This is a genomic window from Massilia eurypsychrophila (genome assembly GCF_002760655.1).
In the GTDB taxonomy this organism is placed as follows: Bacteria; Pseudomonadota; Gammaproteobacteria; order Burkholderiales; family Burkholderiaceae_D; genus JAFCUW01.
The window spans coordinates 218,345-236,624 of record NZ_PDOC01000002.1; the positions used below are offsets into that span (position 1 = coordinate 218,345).

General features: G+C 65.7%; 17 protein-coding genes. All 17 read right to left on the bottom strand.

The genetic code is table 11. From position 1 onward, the window contains the following. Nucleotides 1-2 precede the first annotated feature (2 nt). Nucleotides 3-2,153 (bottom strand): xanthine dehydrogenase family protein molybdopterin-binding subunit, encoded by a 2,151-nt coding sequence (locus CR105_RS03845; protein WP_099787117.1) that lies wholly within the window; start codon nucleotides 2,151-2,153, stop codon nucleotides 3-5. Continuing rightward, complete coding sequence (locus tag CR105_RS03850) at nucleotides 2,150-2,653, bottom strand: (2Fe-2S)-binding protein (protein WP_099787118.1); 504 nt, start codon at nucleotides 2,651-2,653, stop codon at nucleotides 2,150-2,152. Before CR105_RS03850 ends, CR105_RS03845 begins: the two co-directional genes overlap by 4 nt. A 104-nt stretch (nucleotides 2,654-2,757) precedes the next feature. Then, the gene (locus CR105_RS29220; protein ID WP_267873879.1) at nucleotides 2,758-2,883 is read right to left on the bottom strand and encodes a hypothetical protein; all 126 of its coding nucleotides are present in this window, start codon (nucleotides 2,881-2,883) and stop codon (nucleotides 2,758-2,760) included. A 50-nt stretch (nucleotides 2,884-2,933) separates the two neighbouring features. Continuing rightward, complete coding sequence (locus tag CR105_RS03855; protein WP_099787119.1) at nucleotides 2,934-4,598, bottom strand: diguanylate cyclase domain-containing protein; 1,665 nt, start codon at nucleotides 4,596-4,598, stop codon at nucleotides 2,934-2,936. A 7-nt stretch (nucleotides 4,599-4,605) separates the two neighbouring features. After that, the gene (gene paaZ, locus CR105_RS03860; RefSeq protein ID WP_099787120.1) at nucleotides 4,606-6,657 is read right to left on the bottom strand and encodes a phenylacetic acid degradation bifunctional protein PaaZ; all 2,052 of its coding nucleotides are present in this window, start codon (nucleotides 6,655-6,657) and stop codon (nucleotides 4,606-4,608) included. 27 nt (nucleotides 6,658-6,684) lie between these two features. Further along, nucleotides 6,685-7,281: a phenylacetic acid degradation protein PaaY gene (paaY, locus tag CR105_RS03865; RefSeq protein WP_099787121.1), complete on the bottom strand. Its 597-nt coding sequence runs from the start codon at nucleotides 7,279-7,281 to the stop codon at nucleotides 6,685-6,687. A 12-nt stretch (nucleotides 7,282-7,293) separates the two neighbouring features. Continuing rightward, the gene (locus CR105_RS03870) at nucleotides 7,294-8,022 is read right to left on the bottom strand and encodes an ABC transporter ATP-binding protein (protein ID WP_099787122.1); all 729 of its coding nucleotides are present in this window, start codon (nucleotides 8,020-8,022) and stop codon (nucleotides 7,294-7,296) included. Nucleotides 8,023-8,032: 10 nt separating this feature from the next. After that, complete coding sequence (locus CR105_RS03875) at nucleotides 8,033-8,788, bottom strand: ABC transporter ATP-binding protein (RefSeq protein ID WP_099787123.1); 756 nt, start codon at nucleotides 8,786-8,788, stop codon at nucleotides 8,033-8,035. Continuing rightward, complete coding sequence (locus tag CR105_RS03880) at nucleotides 8,788-9,738, bottom strand: branched-chain amino acid ABC transporter permease (RefSeq protein ID WP_099787124.1); 951 nt, start codon at nucleotides 9,736-9,738, stop codon at nucleotides 8,788-8,790. The genes CR105_RS03875 and CR105_RS03880 overlap by 1 nt, the downstream gene beginning before the upstream one ends. Next, nucleotides 9,735-10,610, bottom strand: a complete 876-nt coding sequence (locus tag CR105_RS03885; protein ID WP_099787125.1) for a branched-chain amino acid ABC transporter permease — start codon at nucleotides 10,608-10,610, stop codon at nucleotides 9,735-9,737. Before CR105_RS03885 ends, CR105_RS03880 begins: the two co-directional genes overlap by 4 nt. 9 nt (nucleotides 10,611-10,619) lie before the next feature. Next, nucleotides 10,620-11,771, bottom strand: coding sequence for an ABC transporter substrate-binding protein (locus tag CR105_RS03890; protein ID WP_099787126.1), 1,152 nt, complete (start codon nucleotides 11,769-11,771; stop codon nucleotides 10,620-10,622). A 29-nt stretch (nucleotides 11,772-11,800) separates the two neighbouring features. Further along, nucleotides 11,801-13,015, bottom strand: coding sequence for a 3-oxoadipyl-CoA thiolase (gene pcaF, locus CR105_RS03895; protein ID WP_099787127.1), 1,215 nt, complete (start codon nucleotides 13,013-13,015; stop codon nucleotides 11,801-11,803). A gap of 16 nt (nucleotides 13,016-13,031) precedes the next feature. Further along, entirely contained in the window at nucleotides 13,032-14,342 is a 1,311-nt protein-coding gene (gene paaK / locus CR105_RS03900) for a phenylacetate--CoA ligase PaaK (RefSeq protein WP_099787128.1), read from the bottom strand. A gap of 25 nt (nucleotides 14,343-14,367) precedes the next feature. After that, nucleotides 14,368-14,820, bottom strand: a complete 453-nt coding sequence (gene paaI, locus CR105_RS03905; protein ID WP_099787129.1) for a hydroxyphenylacetyl-CoA thioesterase PaaI — start codon at nucleotides 14,818-14,820, stop codon at nucleotides 14,368-14,370. After that, on the bottom strand, nucleotides 14,813-16,375 hold the full coding sequence (gene paaH / locus CR105_RS03910) for a 3-hydroxyacyl-CoA dehydrogenase PaaH (RefSeq protein WP_099787130.1): 1,563 nt from the start codon (nucleotides 16,373-16,375) through the stop codon (nucleotides 14,813-14,815). The genes paaI and paaH overlap by 8 nt, the downstream gene beginning before the upstream one ends. A gap of 1 nt (nucleotide 16,376) precedes the next feature. Continuing rightward, entirely contained in the window at nucleotides 16,377-17,168 is a 792-nt protein-coding gene (gene paaG / locus CR105_RS03915; RefSeq protein WP_099787131.1) for a 2-(1,2-epoxy-1,2-dihydrophenyl)acetyl-CoA isomerase PaaG, read from the bottom strand. Between the two features lie 27 nt (nucleotides 17,169-17,195). Then, a complete protein-coding gene (paaE, locus tag CR105_RS03920) occupies nucleotides 17,196-18,272 on the bottom strand; it encodes a 1,2-phenylacetyl-CoA epoxidase subunit PaaE (protein WP_099787132.1) in 1,077 nt (358 codons plus the stop codon). Nucleotides 18,273-18,280: the final 8 nt, after the last annotated feature.

Genomic DNA, 18,280 nt, shown 5'->3' on the forward strand with positions numbered 1-18,280 from the left:
GCTTACGCCTTCAGGCTGTGGTTCTTCAGCGGCAGGTCGCGCACCCGCTTGCCGGTGGCCGCGAAGATCGCATTGAGCACCGCCGGCGCCGCCACGGCGATGGTCGGTTCGCCCACCCCGCCCCAGAAGCCGCCCGACGGCATCACGATCGTCTCGACCTTCGGCATGTCGGCCATCGTCATCACCGGGTAGGTGCTGAAGTTGTCCTGCTCCATGCGGCCGTTCTTCAGCGTGCACTCGCCAAACAGCGCCGCCGACAAGCCGTACGAGAACGATCCCTCGACCTGGTACTCGATCTGCTGCGGATTGACCGCGTGGCCGCAATCGGTGGCCGCGACGATGCGATGAATCTTCAACTTGCCGTCCTTGCTGACCGAGACCTCGGCGCAGGCGGCGACGTAGCTGCCGAAGCCCATCGTCTGCGACAGCCCGCGGAACACGCCCTTGGCTGGCTTCTTGCCCCAGCCGGCGAGCTCGGCGACGGCGTTCAGCACCGCCAGGTGTTTTGGACTATTCGCCATCAACTTGCGGCGCAAGGCCAGCGGATCCTGCCTGGTGGCGTGCGCGATCTCGTCGATGAAGCATTCGAGGTAGACGGCGTTCTGGTTCAGGTTCACGCCGCGCCAGAAGCCGGCCGGCACCGGCGGGTTGCGCATCGCATGGTCGACCAGCAGGTTGGCGAAGGTGTAGCCGATCGACGCTTCCGGCCCCGGCGCATTCAGTCCCTGGAACACGACCGGGTCCTTGCCGTCCTTGATCGACTGCGGCGACACCGACGCCAGGATCGACTGGCCCGAAATGCGCATGTGCAGGCCGGTGATTTCGCCCTTGGCGTCCAGGCCGGCCGTCATCTTGCACTGGGTGACCGGGTGATAGCGGCCATGCAGCATGTCTTCCTCGCGCGACCAGATCAGTTTGACCGGCGTGCCGGGCATCGCCTTGGCGATTTCAACCGCCTGGCGCACCCAGTCGTGCACCGCGCCGCGGCGACCGAAACCACCGCCCAGGTGCAGCTTGTAGACTTCGCACTTGGCCGGCGGCAGGCCGGCCGCTTCGGCCGCCGCTGCCAGCGCGGCTTCGCCGTTCTGGGTCGGCGTCCACACTTCGCAGCGCTCCGGCGTCCAGCGCGCGGTCGCGTTCATCGTCTCCATCGTCGCGTGGTTCTGGTACGGGTACGAATACACCGCTTCGACCTTGCGCACCGAGGCGGCAATCGCCGCGCGCGCGTCGCCATTCTGGTTGCCGACCACCGCGTCGGTCGCGTCCAGCCCGGCCTTCAGGGTGGCGGCGATGTCGGCGCTCGAGAGTTTGGCGTTAGGTCCTTCGTCCCAGACGATCGGCAAGGCCTCGAGCGCGCTGCGTGCACGCCACCAGGTGTCGGCCACCACCACCACGGCGCTGTCGCCGATCTGCAGCACCTTCATGATGCCGGGACGCTTTTCGATCGCGGCGGCGTCGAAGCTTTTTACCTTGCCGCCGAAAACCGGACAGTCCTTGATGGCGGCGTTGAGCATGCCGGGCATCGTCAAGTCCATGCCGTAAATCTGCGAGCCGTTCGTCTTGCTGACGGTGTCGAGCCGCGCCAGGCGCTTGCCGGCCAGCTTCCAGTCCTTCGGGTCCTTCAGCACGATGCCGGCGGCGGCCGGCGGCGCCAGCTTGCCGGCGGCGACGGCGACCTTGCCGTAGCTGGTCTTGCGCCCGGTCGGCGTGTGCGTGATGACGCTGGCGGCGGCGACGCATTCGGACGCCAGCACCTTCCATTCGGCGGCCGCGGCCTGCACCAGCATCGTGCGCGCGGCGGCGCCGCCCTTGCGCACATACTCGTGCGACTCGCGCATGCCGCGGCTGCCGCCGGTCGAAAAGCTGCCCCACACGCGGTTGCGCGCCAGGCTCTGGCCTGGCGTCGGATATTCGGTCGTGACGCGGCTCCAGTCGGCATCGAGCTCCTCGGCCACCAGCTGGGCCAGGCCGGTCAGGGTGCCCTGCCCCATCTCGGAACGGGCGATGCGGATGACGATGGTGTCGTCCGGCTTGACCACCACCCAGGCGTTGACCTCGGGGGCGTCGGCGGTCTGCGCCGAGGCGAACGGGATGTGGAAGGCGAACACCAGGCCGGCCGCGCCGGTGGTCTTCAGGAAGCCGCGGCGGTTCATGCTTTGCTCCCGGCGATACGCTCGATCGCGAGGCCCGCGCTCTTGACGTCGCCGCCCTTGGCGACGACCTTGATGGCGGCGCGCACGCGGTTGTAGGTGCCGCAGCGGCAGATGTTGGTCATCGCGCTGTCGATATCGGCGTCGGTCGGTTTCGGTTTCTGCTTGAGCAGCGCGGCGGCGGCCATGATCATGCCGGACTGGCAGAAGCCGCACTGCGGCACGTCGAGCGCGGCCCAGGCCTTCTGCACGGGATGCGAGCCGTCCTTCGACAGGCCTTCGATGGTGACGATTTTTTGCGCGGCGGTGACGGTCGACACCGGCCGCACGCAGGTGCGGGTCGGCTCGCCGTCGATGTGCACGGTGCAGGCGCCGCACTGGGCGATGCCGCAGCCGTATTTGGTGCCGGTCAGGCCAAGCTGCTCGCGCAGCACCCACAGCAGCGGCGTGTCGTCCTCCGCCTCGAATTCACGCACCGTACCGTTGACGTTCAGCTTCGCCATGCCACGCTCCTGTTGGAATTATATTTGGGGACAACCGTTCGGATACTACACGGGTTTTTTGGCGTATGCACGAGCTCGATGCGGCGGTATTTACACGTCGCGCGTTAGCCGTCGATCAGCCAGTCGCACGGCTTTCCCACGCCGCCGCGCGGCAAGATGCTGCGGATCAGGACCGACTGGCGGTCGACGCCGCACTGCCCGACCGGGAACCCAGGTCGACCCAGTCGCAAGGAGTTCTCCGGATCACGAGCCTAGGACAAATATAGAAGACTGGCATTTTTCATTTATGGCTATCGGCAACAGCCGGGGCAGACATCACCCCTGCCGGTTGCGCCGACGGTGTGCGGAGAAGGCGCACCGAGTAGCCGTTTCTGCCAGCTTCCTTGGCCGCGTACAAGGCCTTGTCCGCTTCCTCCATGAAATCGCCGACCGCGCCAACGCTCCCCATGTCGACCGCAATGCCGACGCTGGACGTGACCGTCAGCACGAGGCCGCCGACAAGAAAATCGGGACGAATGGCGTCCAGCATCTTCGTCGCCAGGCCGGCAGCCTCATCGTGGCTGCCGAGATGCTCGAAAATAACCACGAACTCGTCTCCCGCCAGGCGTGCCACTGCGTCGGTAATCCTCACGCAATTTTTGAGCCGCTTCGCAAACTCGACCAGCACCTGGTCGCCGACGCCGTGGCCGTAGGTATCGTTGATCTGCTTGAAACGGTCGATGTCGAGGTACGCAAGGCCAAGGCCGCGCCGGCTCCTGCGCGCCCGTTCCAGCGCCGCCGCAAAAATCTCGTCGAACATGCGGCGGTTGTGAATGTCCGTCAGCGGATCGGTGCGGGTTAGTTTCACCAGGTTGTTTTCTGCGTCGCGCCGCTGTTGCGAAAGATTGAAAAAAGCGCGACTCAGTTCACCGAATTCATCCTTGCGTGCGACATCGAAAACGTCGATGTCCTTGCTTCCTTCGGCGATACGCGCAACGTGCTTGCGCAGGGCGCCGAGCGGTCGCAGCAAGCGCAGGATAGCCAGCCACCCAATTAGCCCGGCGGCGGCGGCGACCGCCGCCGACGCGACCATCGCGTTCTTGCGCATGTCGATCAACGGTGCAAACGCTTCGTCGACTGGATACACCGCGCCGATGATCCAGTCGGTTTGGCGCAAACGTTTGTACGTAATCAGGGAAACTATGCCGCGCTTGGACTTGCCATCGAGGGTGCCTTCGAAACCGTTCATAGCAGCCAGCGTCGACGGCACGACGCCTCCGGCCTCGTCCTTGACGTTGTTCAGAATGCGCTGTTTGTCCGGATGATGAATAATCGTACCGGTTGTCGTCAACATGAACAGATAACCGGTGCGACCCGATTTGAGCGCTTCGAGCTGGCCGAAGAAGCGTGGCCGCTGCAGGTCGATCGCGCCGCCGATAACGAACAACAGCTTTCCGGCCGCGTCATACACCGGCTCGGTAACCACCACCACCGGCTTACCGGACAGCGTGCTCCTGAACGGGTGCGAGACCAATCCCTCATGAGCGGCCACCGTGTCGATGAAATAGTCGCGCTTGCTGAAATCCCCGACGGCGCGGCGATCGTTGAGATTGGCAATCAGTTTTCCCGACTTGTCGAGCGCGATTACATTGAAAAATTCATCGCGCAGACTGCCGTGCGCTTCAAGAAACCCCTGGATAGCCGACGGTGCGCCGATATCGGCGTAAACCAGTTGCTCGCGCAAGGCCGCCAACAAGCTTTTCTTGGACACCAGGTCCTCGTCAATGTAGGCCGCTGCGCTCGACAGCAATGCAAACTGCTGGTCTCCCACAACCGACCGCATCTGGCGTTCCGCCAGGTGCAGAGAGACGTAAGTGACCAATCCTGCCGCCAGCAGGACAAGGAACACTACTACGACGGTGATTCGAGCTTTGAGCGAACCAATACTGGCGAACGTCTTGATCATCGAGCCATCATACTCGCTTCATCACGAGGGTCAGGATGTCGTAGCTGGCCACCAGTTCGTCGTTCTGGTTGGTGACCTGCACGTCCCACGCCACCACGCCCTGGCCGACGCCTTTTTCGTCGGTGCGGTTGCGGTCGACCTTGCGCTTGCAGGTCAGGCGCGCGCGGATGGTATCGCCGATCGCAACAGGCGTAATGAAGCGCAGGTTGTCGAGGCCATAGTTGGCAAGCACGGGACCGGGCGCCGGCGAGACGAACAGCCCGGCCGCCGCCGACAGCACGAAGTAGCCGTGCGCGATGCGTTTGCCGAACTGCGAGTCCTTCGCCGCGATGTCGTCGAAGTGCATGTAGAAGAAGTCGCCCGAGATGCCGCCGAAGGCGACGATGTCCGCTTCGGTGACGGTGCGCCGGTGCGTCAGCAGCGAGTCGCCCATCTTCAGGTCTTCGAAATACTTGCGGAACGGGTGCAGGTCGCTTTCCTGTACCGCGGCGCCGCGCACGTATTCGCCCGTGACGGCGGCGAGCATCGTCGGCGAGCCTTGCAGCGCGGCGCGCTGCAGGAAGTGGCGCACCGCGCGGATGCCGCCGAGCTCCTCGCCGCCGCCGGCGCGTCCCGGACCGCCGTGCTTGAGCTGCGGCAGCGGCGAGCCGTGGCCGGTCGAATCGACCGCCGCCTCGCGCTCGAGCACAAGCACGCGGCCGTGGTACGCCGCCAGGCCCGGCACCGCGCGCGCGGCGATCATCGGATCCTTGGTGCACAAGGTCGACACCAGGCTGCCCTTGCCGCGCGCGGCCAGCGCCACCGCTTCCTCGATGCCCGAATAGGTCATCATCGTGCTGACCGGGCCGAACGCCTCGACGTCGTGCACCGCATTGTTGACCATCGCGTTACGGCACAGCAGCAAGGTCGGCGCGAAGAAGGCGCCGCCGGCGCTGCCCTCGCCGACCGGCGCAAAGCCATGGCTGGCGTCGAAGATGACTTCATTGCCCTCGGCGAGCATGGCGACACGCTCGCCGACGTCGCGGTGCTGGTCCATCGACGCCAGCGCGCCCATGCGCACGCCTTCGACCTTCGGGTCGCCGACGACGATTTTCGACAGCCGCTCGCGCAGCCGCTCGGCGACCGCGTCGACCCGGTTTTCCGGCACGATGATGCGGCGGATCGCGGTGCACTTCTGGCCGGCCTTGCCGGTCATCTCGCGCGCCACTTCCTTGACGAACAGGTCGAATTCGGGATCGTCGGGCGTCACGTCCGGGCCCAGGATGGCGCAGTTGAGCGAATCCGCTTCGGCGGTGAACGGCACCGAGTTGGCCAGCAGGTTCTTGTTCGAGCGCAGCATCATGGCCGTATCGGCCGAACCGGTGAAGGTGACGACGTCGGCGCCATTCAAGCGGTCGAGCAGGTCGCCGGTGCTGCCGATGACGAGCTGGATGCTGCCGTCGGGCAGAAGGCCCGATTCGTGCATCATGCGCACCACCGCCTCGGTCAGGTAGCTCGTCGCGGTGGCCGGCTTGCCGATGCACGGCATCGCGGCGAGAAAACTCGGCGCGAATTTTTCGAGCAGGCCCCAGATCGGGAAATTGAACGCGTTGATGTGCACCGCCAGGCCGCCGCGCGGCACCAGGATGTGGGTGCCGGCGAAGCCGCCGCGCTTGCCCAGCGCGATGGCCGGGCCTTCGTGCAGCACGTTCGACGACGGCAGCTCGCGGCTGCCCATGCTGGCAAAGGCGAACAGCGTGCCGATGCCGCCTTCGACGTCGACCCAGCTGTCGGGACGCGTGGCGCCGGTGTGGTGCGAGATTTCGTACAGCTCTTCCTTGCGGCCCATCAGGTAGGTCGCCAGCGCCTTCAGGCGTGCCGCGCGGGTCTGGAAGTCGAGCGCCATCAAGGACGGCACGCCGGTCTTGCGGGCGTAGACCACCGCTTCATCGAAATCGATTTTTTCGGCGTGGGTATGGTAAATCAGGTTGCTGTTGATCGCGCTGCGCAGCGGCATGTGCGGTTCGGCGCCGAGCCAGCGGCCGCCGATCAGGCTTTGCAAGGTGGAGATGTCGTTCATGTGGGTGTCCTTCGGGTCTGAATCTGATTACTGTTTTGGCGAGTGCATGTCGGGTCCGAAGTCGATGCGCTTGCGGTCCGTTTCTATCTCATCCCTGGAGTCGACCTCGCGCATCGTCTGCATCGAGCGCACGTTCAGGTCGTGATACTGCTTGGTGCCGAATTTTTTCCAGGCGATTTCCTTGTCGAGCAGCTCGCGCACGACCTTCGCCGGCATCCCCATCACCATGCTGCGCGGCGGGATGATCATGCCGGCCTTGACGAAGCTCATCGCCGCGACGATCGAGTCTTCGCCGACCACCGCCTTGTCCATCACCACCGCGTTCATGCCGACCATGCCATTGCGCTTGACGCGGCAGCCGTGCAGCACCGCGCCGTGGCCGATGTGGCCATCGACTTCGACCACGGTGTCGTCCTCGGGAAAGCCGTGCATCACGCAGGTGTCCTGCAGGTTGGCGCCTTCTTCGAGGATCAGCCGGCCGAAGTCGCCGCGCAGCGATGCCAGCGGGCCGATGTAGCAGCGCGGGCCGACGATGACGTCGCCGATCAGCACCGCGCTCGGATGCACGTACGCCGACGGATGCACCACCGGGGTAACGCCGTTGATTTCATATACCTTGACCATGCGCTTGGCTCCTTACATTCCGAGGTAGGCGCTTTGCACCTGCTCGTTGTCCAGCAATTCGGGGCCGGGACCGGACAGCACGATGCCGCCGGTCTCGATGACGTAACCGATATCGGCGATCGCCAGCGCGGCGTGCGCGTTCTGCTCGACCAGGAAGATGGTGATGCCCTGGTCGCGCAGGCTTTCGACGATGCGGAAGATCTCCTTGATGAGCAAGGGCGCGAGGCCCATGCTCGGCTCGTCGAGCAGCAGCAGCTTCGGGTGGCCCATCAGCGCGCGCGCCATCGCCAGCATCTGCTGCTGGCCGCCGGACAGCATGCCGGCGGTGAGCAGCCGCTTTTCCTTCAGTACCGGGAACAGCGCGAACACGCGATCGAGGTCGCCGGCCAGTTCCGACTTGGGGCGGGTGTAGGCGCCGAGGCGCAGGTTGTCTTCGACCGACATCGGGCCGAATACCTGGCGCCCTTCCGGCACCTGGCAGATGCCGGAGCGTACGCGCTGGTCGGCGCTGGCGCGGGTGATGTCGACGCCGCCGAAGCGGATGGCGCCGGCGCTGACCGGCTGCACGCCGGAGATCGCGCGTAGCAAGGTGGTCTTGCCGGCGCCGTTGGCGCCGACCAGCGCCACCAGCTGGCCTTCGCGCACTTCGATGTCGATGCCGTGCAGCGCCTGGATCGGACCGTAGTGGCTGTGCAGCCCATGGATTTGCAGCACCGGCGGCGCGTTCGAAAAATCTCGCATCTTGATTCCTTTATGCTGCGGCGCCGAGATAGGCGGCGATGACGTCCGGGTTGGCGCGCACTTCGGCGGCGGTGCCTTCGGCCAGCGTCTTGCCGTAGTCGAGAACGAGGATATGGTCCGACAGGTTCATCACCAGCTTCATGTCGTGCTCGACGAGCAGCACCGTCACGCCGGACTGCGCGACCTTGCGGATCAGGTCCTCGATTTCGCCCGTTTCGGTGTGGTTCAGGCCCGCCGCCGGTTCGTCGAGCAGCAGCAGCTTGGGACTGGCGGCCAGCGCGCGGGCGATTTCGAGGCGTTTCAGGGCGCCGTACGGCATCTGGTTGGCGTCGGCGCCTTCGTACTTGCCGACGCCGACAAACTGCATCAGGCGCGCCGCTTCCGCGCGGCACTCCTCGTCGGCGCGGCGCACCGCCGGCAGGCGCAGCATCGAGGCGAACAGGTTCTGGTTCAGCCGCAGGTGCGAGCCGACCATGACGTTGTCGATCGCCGTCATGTTCATGCACACCTGGAGGTTCTGGAAGGTGCGCGACACGCCACGGCGCGCCAGCGCGTCGGGCGACATGCCGGCAACGTCCTCGCCGTTGAACATGATCTTGCCGCTGGTCGGCGTGTAGATGCCGCTGACCAGGTTGAACAGCGTGGTCTTGCCGGCGCCGTTGGGGCCGATCACCGAGTGGATCGCCCCTTCGCGCACGGCGAAGGTGACGTCCTGCACCGCGTGGACGCCGCCGAAGCTCTTGCTGAGGTGTTCGATCACCAGCATCAGTTGTTCCCCTTGCGGCGCGAACGCAGGCGCTGCGCAATGCTCGGCACCAGGCCTTTCGGCATGAAGATCATCGTCGCCATCAGGATCACGCCGAACACCACCACTTCCCAGCCTTCGAAAGTTTGCAGCAGCTGCGGCAGGATGGTCAGCAGCGCGGCGCCGATGATCGAGCCAAATACCGACGCCATGCCGCCCACCACCACCATCGTCACCAGCTCGATGGAGTGGAAGAAGCCGGCCATGCCAGGCGTGATGAAGCCGATGTAGTGGGCCGAGATGGAACCGGCGATACTGGCCACCACCGCCGACAGTACGAACACGCGCACCTTGAATTTGGTGGTGTCGACGCCGGCCACGCGGGCGGCGATCTCGGAGCCGTGGATGGCCTGCAGCGCGCGCCCAACCGGCGAATCGATCAGGTTCAGCGCCAGCCACGTCATCAAGAGCAGCAGCACCGCGGCCACCACGTACCAGCTGGTTTCGCCGGCGATGGTCATGCCGGCCAGCGTGAAGGCCGGCACCGACATGCCATCGGGGCCACCGGTCCATTGCGACTCATTGTTGATGACGATCGAGATGATGATGCCAAGGCCGAGTGTGGCCATCGCCAGCGTATGGCCCTTGAGTTTCAGGATCGGGCGCGCCATCAGCCATGCCAGCAGGCCGGTGGCGGCAGCGCCCGCGGCCAGGGCCGCCAGCGGCGGCCAGTTGAAGTGAGTGGTCAAGGCGGCCGACGCATATGCCCCGAGGCCATAGAAGCCGGCGTGGCCGATGCTGATTTGGCCGGTGTAGCCCATCAACAGGTTGAGCGCAATGACGACGATGGCGTTGAGGGCGATGCGAATCGCCACGTCGACGTAGAACGCGTTCGGCAGCACCAGCGGCAGCACCGCCAGCACCAGCGCGAGCAGCAGCAGGCCGCGGTGGCGCATGTGCAAAAACTTCATACGCGCTCCGAGATCTTGGCGCCGAACAGGCCGCGCGGCATGAAGAACAAGATGAGCAGGATCAGCACGAACGGTACCGCATCCTTGTACGACGACGAGATGTAACCGGCCGTCATGGCTTCGGCGATGCCGAGGATCAGGCCACCTGCCACCGCGCCGACGCCGCCACCAAGGCCACCGAGCACCGCGGCGACGAAGCCTTTCAGGCCCAGCATGATGCCGGCGTCGTACGAGGTATAGGTGATCGGCGCGACCAGGATGCCGCCCAGGGCGCCGAGCAGCGCCGCCAGGCCGAACGACAGCAGCAGCACGCGGCGCGTGTTGATGCCGACCAGCTGCGCGGCGAGCTTGTTGTGCGAAGTCGCCAGCATCGCCTTGCCGAGCAAGGTGCGGCCGAAGAACCACGCCAGCACCGCAACGATGGCAAGCGTGACGCCCAGCACCCACAGGCTTTGCGGCAGCAGGCTGGCGCCCAGCAGCATGATCGGCGTGTCGCCCGAAAACGCCGGCAGCGAATGCGTGCCCTTTCCCAGCCAGATCTGCACCAGCCCGCGCACCGTCAGCGACGCCCCGATCGTGATGATGATCAGGGTGACCACTTCGGCGTTCTGGGCCGGTTCGATGACGGCTTTTTCCATCACCAGGCCGACGATGGCGGTGGCGGCGACGGCGACGATGATCGCCAGCGGCAGCGGCACGCCGGCGCCGGCCATGATGGCCGCCAGCATCCCGCCGAGCATGATGAATTCACCCTGCGCGAAGTTGATCACGCCGCTGGTGTTGTAGATGATCGTGAAGCCCAGCGCCGCAAGCGCATAGGCCGAACCGACCGTCATTCCCGAATACAGGAACTGGAGGAATTGAGCGAGCATCGAATGACCTTATTTCAGCAGCTGCCAGTCGCCGTTCTTGACTTCGACCATGCGGAACGCGGAAAGGTCCAGTCCCATGTGGTCAAGCGGCGACATGTTGAAGACACCAGTGGTGGCGACGAAGCCCTTGGTGGTTTCGAGCGCCGCGCGCACTTTCTCGCGGTCGGTGCCGCCGGCGCGCTTGATGGCATCGATCGACAGGTTCAGCGCGTCGAGCGCGTAGCCGCCGAAGGTGGACGGCTCCATCTTGTAGCGCTCCTTGTACAACTTGTCGTAGCTGGTGACGATCGCTTTCTGCGGGTCGCCGGCCGGCAGCGCGGCGGCAATCAGCAGCGCCGGCGACGGCAGGCGCACGCCTTCGGCGGCCTTGCCGGACAACTTCAGGTATTCGTCCGAGGCGACGCCGTGCGACTGGTACATCGGCAGCGCGGTCATGCCGAGCTGGCCGTAGTTCTTGGTGACGACCGCCGGGCCCTGTCCAAGGCCGAACACGAACACGGCCTGCACGCCCGCCGTGCCCTTGATGCGGGTCAGCTGCGCGGTGATGTCGGTGTCTTTCGGGCCGTAGGTTTCGTCGGCGACCAGCGTGATGCCGTATTTGGCGGCGACGGTCTGGGTCTCCTTGCGACCGGACGCGCCAAAACCACTGGTTTCGGACAGCAGGCCGACCTTGGTGATGCCGCGCTTCTTCATGTCTTCGAACACCTTCTCGGCCGCCATGCGGTCGGTGTGCGGCGTCTTGAAGACCCATTTCTTGACCGGGTCGATGACGACGACGGCGCCGGCGAGCGAGATGAAAGGCAGGCTGGCGGTGGCCACCAGCGGGGCCATCGCCATGGTGGCGCCGGTGGTGGTGCCGCCGATCAGGACGTCGACCTTGTCGGACTCGATCAGGCGCTTGGTGAAGCTGTTGGCCTTGGCCGCATCGCTGCCGTCGTCGTAGTGCACCAGCTCGAGCTTGCGTCCGAGAACGCCGCCTTCGGCGTTGATCTTCTCGACGTACAGCTGCAGCGTTTTCAGTTCAGGGTCGCCGAGGAAGGCGGCCGGACCGGACACCGACAACACCGAACCGATGCGGATCGGATCGGCGGCGGATGCGCTGGCGGCTGCGACGGCCATGGCTGCCAACAGGACGGATTTTTTAAGTATAGTTTTAAACATGGTGTCTCCTGGGGTGGGTGGTACTGGTACTAAACGCGTTCGATAATCATGGCAATGCCCTGGCCGACGCCGATGCACATGGTGCACAGCGCGAAGCGCCCGCCGGTACGGTGCAGCTGGTTGACGGCGGTGGTGACCAGCCGCGCGCCGGAAGCGCCGAGCGGGTGGCCGAGGGCGATGGCGCCGCCGTTGGCGTTGACGTGGGCGGCGTCGTCGGCCAGGCCGAGGTCGCGCGTGACGGCCAGGCCCTGGGCGGCGAAGGCTTCGTTCAGTTCGATGACGTCCATCTGGCCGATCGTCAGGCCGGTAAGCGCGAGTACCTTTTTCGATGCGGGCGACGGGCCGAAGCCCATGATGCGCGGCGCCAGGCCGGCGGTGGCCATGCCGACGATGCGGGCGCGCGGCGTCAGGCCGAAGCGCTGGGCGGCGCTGCCGGATGCGATCAGCACGGCGCAGGCGCCGTCGTTGACGCCGGACGCATTGCCGGCGGTGACGCTGCCGTCCGGCGTGACGACGCCTTTCAGCTTGGCCAGCATCTCGATGGTGGTGTCCGGGCGCGGATGCTCGTCAGTGTCGAACATGCGGGTCTCGCCTTTTTTCAGCGCTACCTGGACCGCCACGATTTCATCCTTGAAGAAGCCGGCCGCATGCGCCGCGGCCCAGCGCTGCTGGCTGCGGATCGCGAATGCATCCTGGTCGGCGCGGCTGACGTTGAACTCGCGGGCGACGTTTTCGGCCGTCTCGGGCATCGAGTCGATGCCGTACATTTTCTTCATCAGTGGATTGACGAAGCGCCAGCCGATGGTGGTGTCTTCGATTTTTGCAGCGCGCGAGAAGGCGCTTTCGGCCTTGGCCATGACAAACGGCGCGCGCGTCATGCTCTCGACGCCGCCGGCGATGATCAGGTGCGCTTCGCCGGCCTTGATGGCGCGCGCGCCGATGCCGACCGCGTCGAGGCTGGAGCCGCACAGGCGGTTGATGGTGCTGCCCGGGACATCGACCGGCAGGCCGGCCAGCAGGCTCGCCATGTGGGCGACGTTACGGTTGTCTTCACCGGCCTGGTTGGCGCAGCCGTAGTAGACATCGTCGACCATCGACCAGTCGACGCCCGGGTTGCGGGCCATGAGTGCTGCGATCGGCAGCGCTGCCAGGTCATCGGCGCGGACGGTGGCGAGGGCGCCGCCGAAACGGGCGAACGGCGTACGGATGGCGTCGCAAATGAATGCGTCGGAAAATTGGCTCACTGCGTGCTCCTTGAAATTAGGTTTTCGGGCGCTGGTCGATCACGCGCCGCGCCTTGCCGGTCATGGTGCGTTCGATGCCGGCGCTTGCCATCAGCGTCACTTTGGTCGACACGCCGACGTGGGTCTTGATCTGGTGTTCGAGGTCGCGGCTTAACAATACCACCGCTTCCTCGGTCATGGTGATGCGCAGTTCGCCGAGCACCTCGAGCTTGTCGAGGTGGCCGTCGCGCGAGACCACCAGCTGGTAGTGGGGCGCGAGCGACGGCATCTTCAGGATCAGCTCTTCGATCTGGGTCGGGAACACGTTGACGCCGCGGATGATCAGCATGTCGTCGGAGCGGCCGGTGATCTTGCCCATGCGGCGCATCGAGCGCGAGGTCGGCGGCAGCAGGCGCGTCAGGTCGCGGGTGCGGTAGCGGATGACCGGCAGCGCTTCCTTGGTGAGCGAGGTGAATACCAGCTCGCCCTCTTCGCCGTCGGGCAGCACTTCGCCGGTTTCCGGATCGATCACCTCGGGATAGAAGTGGTCTTCCCAGATCACCGGGCCGTCCTTGCTCTCGATGCATTCGCTGGCCACGCCTGGTCCCATCACTTCGGACAGGCCGTAGATGTCGACCGCGTCGATGCCGGCGCGCGCTTCGATTTCGGCCCGCATCGCCTCGGTCCACGGCTCGGCGCCGAAGATGCCGACCTTCAGCGACGAGTCGGCCGCGTCCATGCCCTGGCGCGAGAATTCCTCGATGATGTTGAGCATGTACGACGGCGTCACCATGATGATGTCGGGCTTGAAGTCGCAGATCAGCTGGACCTGCTTTTCGGTCTGGCCGCCCGACATCGGGATCACGGTGCAGCCAAGACGCTCGGCGCCGTAGTGCGCGCCAAGGCCGCCGGTGAACAGGCCGTAGCCGTAGGAGACGTGCACCATGTCGCCCGGCCGCCCGCCGGCGGCGCGGATCGAGCGCGCCACCACGCCGGCCCAGGTGTCGATGTCGTTCTGGGTGTAGCCGACCACGGTGGCCTTGCCGGTGGTGCCGCTGGACGCGTGGATGCGCACCACTTTTTCGCGCGGCACGGCGAACAGGCCGAACGGATAGTTATCGCGCAGCGTCTTTTTCTCGGTGAACGGAAACTTGGCCAGGTCGGCGAGCGACTTGAGGTCGTCCGGATGGACGCCGGCGGCGTCGAACGCGGCGCGGTAGTGCGGCACGTTGTCGTAGGCGTGCCTGAGCGTCCACTTCATGCGCTCGAGCTGCAGCGATTGCAGTTCGTCGCGGCTGGCGCGTTCGATCGGCTCCAGGTCGCCTGGTGCGGGGGTGCGTTGGACCATACTTGTCTCCTTCTTTGAATTCGTGTCAGGCGGCGGCGACTTCGGCCACCATGCCGGCGACCCGGTGCGACTTACCGCGGAACAGCGCGATGGTGCGGCCGTCCTGGTTGAGCACCTTGATGTCGTAGACGCCGGTCTTGCCGGCGAGTGCCTGCTCGGTCGCTTCGGCGGTCAAGAGGTCGCCCTCGCGGCCCGGCGCCAGGTAGTCGATGGTGCAGCCGGCGCCCACCGTGTTGTGGTTGTGCGAGTTACAGGCGAAGGCGAAGGCGCTGTCTGCCAGCATGAAGATGTAGCCGCCGTGGCAGGTCTGGTGGCCGTTGAGCATATCGGCGCGCACCGCCATCGTCATGCGCGCGTAGCCGGGCCGGATTTCGGCCAGCAGCATGCCGAGCGCCTGGCTGGCGGGATCGCGGTCGAACATGGTCTTGCCGGCCAGTTCAGCCAACTGTTGAGCTTCGAAGCGGGAATTGCTATGCATGAAAAAGTGCTCCTGCCGGCGCGCCGGCGAGTTTGCGGCGCAGCAGCGGCGAGACGCGGTAGCGGTCCTCGCCGTAACTGGCGGCCAGGTTGGTGAGGACGGTGACCACTTGCGCGACGCCGATGGCGTCGGTCCAGGCCAGCGGGCCGCGCGGGTAGTTGACGCCCTTTTGCATCGCGATGTCGACCGCGGCGGCGCTGCAGACGCCCTGGTTGACGGCGTCGGCCGCCTCGTTGGCGAGCATGGCGACGGTGCGCATGACAACCATGCCGGGCACGTCGTCGATGCGGGTGACGGCAAAGCCGGCCGCCTGGAACAGCCCGACCACAGACAGCCAGGCAGCTTCGCCGCACTGGTCGGCCCTGGCCAGCGCGATGCGGCCGGCGCCGGCGTAGTCGAACGCCAGGTCGAACAGCACCGTGTCCGGATGCTTGTTGGCGGCCGCGCGCTCGGTGGCGCTGCGCCCGTCAGTGAGGAACACGGCCGCGCCGTTGCAGTGGAAAGCCGGCGCCTCGTGCTCGGCGGCCCCGGGCAGCGGCTTGCGATGCGCGACGGTGAAGCCGGCGTCCGCGAAGCGCTGCTCCATCTGGTTGGTGACGACGTTGACGGTACCCGGATCGATGCTGACGCTGAGCGTTTCAGGGCGCGGCTGCGGCGTTTCGGTTTGCGGCGCCGGTTTGGCGTGGTCGTCGCCGTACTGGTAAAAGCCGCGGCCCGATTTGCGGCCGAAGAAACCGGCATTGACCATCTCCTGCTGCAGCACCGAGGGCGCAAAGCGCGGGTCGCCGAAGTAGGCCTGGTGCACCGACTGGGTGACCGAAAAGTTGACGTCGTAGCCGATCAGGTCCATCAGTTCGAAGGGGCCCATGCGGAAGGCGCCGGCTTCGCGCATCACCGCGTCGAGCGTGGCGGCGTCGGCGGCCTGCTCTGACAGCAGGCGCAGCGCTTCGCCGTAGAACGGGCGGGCGACGCGGTTGACGATGAAGCCGGGGGTCGACTTGGCGTGCACCGGGTTCTTGCCCCAGGTGGCGGCGGTGGCGTAGACGGCATCGGCGACGGCCGGATCGGTGGCCAGGCCGCTGATCACTTCGACCAGCGCCATCAGCGGCACCGGGTTAAAGAAGTGCATGCCGACTACTTGCTGCGGGCGGCGCAATTCGGCCGCAATGGCGGTGACGGAAATGGAAGACGTATTGGTGGCGAGGATGCAGTCGTCGGCGACGATGGTTTCGAGGTCGGCGAACAGCGTGCGCTTGGCTTGCAGGTTCTCGACGATCGCCTCGACGACGATGGCGGCGTCGCGCATGTCGGCCAGGCTGGCGGCGACGTGCAGGCGGCCTTTCGCCGCGGCGGCGTCGGCAGCCGTCATGCGGCCTTTTTCCAGCAGCCGGTCATAGACCTTGCCGATGGCGTCGATCGCCTTGGCGGCGGCGTCGATCCGGGTATCGAACAGCAGCACGCGGTGGCCGGCACTGGCGGCTACCTGCGCGATGCCGGAACCCATGGCGCCGCTGCCTACGACCGCGACGACACTGCCTTTTTCGAGAGCTGTCATGTCACTCTCCGCGGAAGTTGGCGGGACGCTTGGCGATGAAGGCGGCGACGCCCTCCTTGTAGTCATGGCTGTAACCGAGTTCGCGCATCATCTCGCCTTCAAGCTTGAGCTGCTCGGGCAGCGTGTTGGCGTAGCTGGCCTGCAGCGCTTTCTTGGTGAACGCGAGGCCCTTGGTCGGCGCCACCGCAAACTGCTCGGCCATCGCCATCGCTTCTTCCATCAGCTTGGCGTCGTCGACGCACTTCCAGATCAGGCCCCACTGCTCGGCTTTTTCGGCGCTCAGCTTTTCGCCCAGCATGGCCAGACCCGTGGCGCGCGCCTGGCCGATCAACCGCGGCAGGTGCCAGGTGCCGCCGGTGTCGGGGATCAGCCCGAGCTTGCAGAACGATTCGATGAAGCTGGCCGACCTGGCGGCGAGCACGATGTCGCAGGCCAGCGCCAGGTTGGCGCCGGCACCGGCGGCGACGCCGTTGACGGCGCAGATCACCGGCATCGGCAGCGCGCGCAGCGACAGCACCAGCGGCGCGTAGTACTGCTCGACCGAGGCGCCGAGGTCGACGCCGTCCTTGCCCGGTTCGACCGCGCGGTCGCCCAGGTCCTGGCCGGCGCAAAAACCACGACCGGCGCCGGTCAGCACCAGCACGCGCACGCTCGGATCGGTGGCGGTCAGCGCCAGCGCATGGCGCACTTCGATGTGCATCGCCTGGGTGAAGCTGTTGAGCTTATCGGGGCGGTTCAGCGTCAGTTTGGCGACGCCATTCTCAATCTGGAACAGGATGCTGGCGTAGTTCATGCGGTCTCCAACTATTGTTGTTGTGGGTTACTCGGCCTGGTCGAAGTCGACCACCACCTTGTCGGTCACGGGGAAGCTCTGGCACGACAGGATGAAGCCGCGCGCGATTTCGTAATCCTCGAGCGCGTAGTTGACGTCCATGTCGACCTTGCCGTCGATTAGCTTGCAGCGGCAGGTCGAGCAGACGCCGCCCTTGCACGAGTAGCGCATGTCGATGCCGGCGCGCAGACCGGCGTCGAGGATCGATTCCTTGTCCTTGTCCATCGCGAACGTGGTGTGGTTGCCGTCCATGATGACGGTGACCTCGGTCTCGTGCGGCACGTCGGCGCTGTGCGCGCGCGGCTTGTGCTGGTGCTTCGGGATGCTGGCGGCGAACAGCTCGATCTTGATGTCGTGCTTGGGCATGCCGGCTTCCTGCAGCGCGGCCGAGACACCCAGCATCATGTCTTCCGGCCCGCAGATGAAGGCGGTGTCGATGTCCTCGACGCGGATCCAGTGGCGCAGCAGCTGCTCGGTTTTTTCCTTGGTGATGCGGCCGTTGAACAGGTCGATGTCCTGCTGTTCGCGGCTCATCACGTAGGCCAGCTGCAGGCGGCCCATGTACATGTCCTTCAGGTCGGTCAGCTCTTCCTTGAAGATGACGGACGACGACGCGCGGTTGCCGTAGAAGAGCGTGAAGCGGCTGTTCGGTTCAGCCAGCAGCGTGGTCTTGATGATCGACAGGATCGGCGTGATGCCGCTGCCGGCGGCGAAGGCGACGTAGTTGCGCGTGCTATCGGCCGACAGCGCTGTGTTGAAGTGGCCCATCGGCGGCATCACTTCGATGACGGTGCCAGGTCTGAGCGTATCGTTGGCCCAGGTCGAGAACAGGCCGCCGGTGGTGCGCTTGATGGCCACGCGCAGCAGGTCGTCCTGCACCGACGAACAGATCGAGTAGGAGCGGCGCACGTCTTCGTCGTTGATCTGGGCGCGCAAGGTCAGGTGCTGGCCCTGCTGGTAGCGGAAGCTGCCGGCCAGTTCGGGCGGCACATTGAAGGTGACGGCGATGGTGTCGCGCGTTTCGTTGCGCACCGCCGCAACCGTCAGGGGATGAAATTTGCTCATGGTGGGCC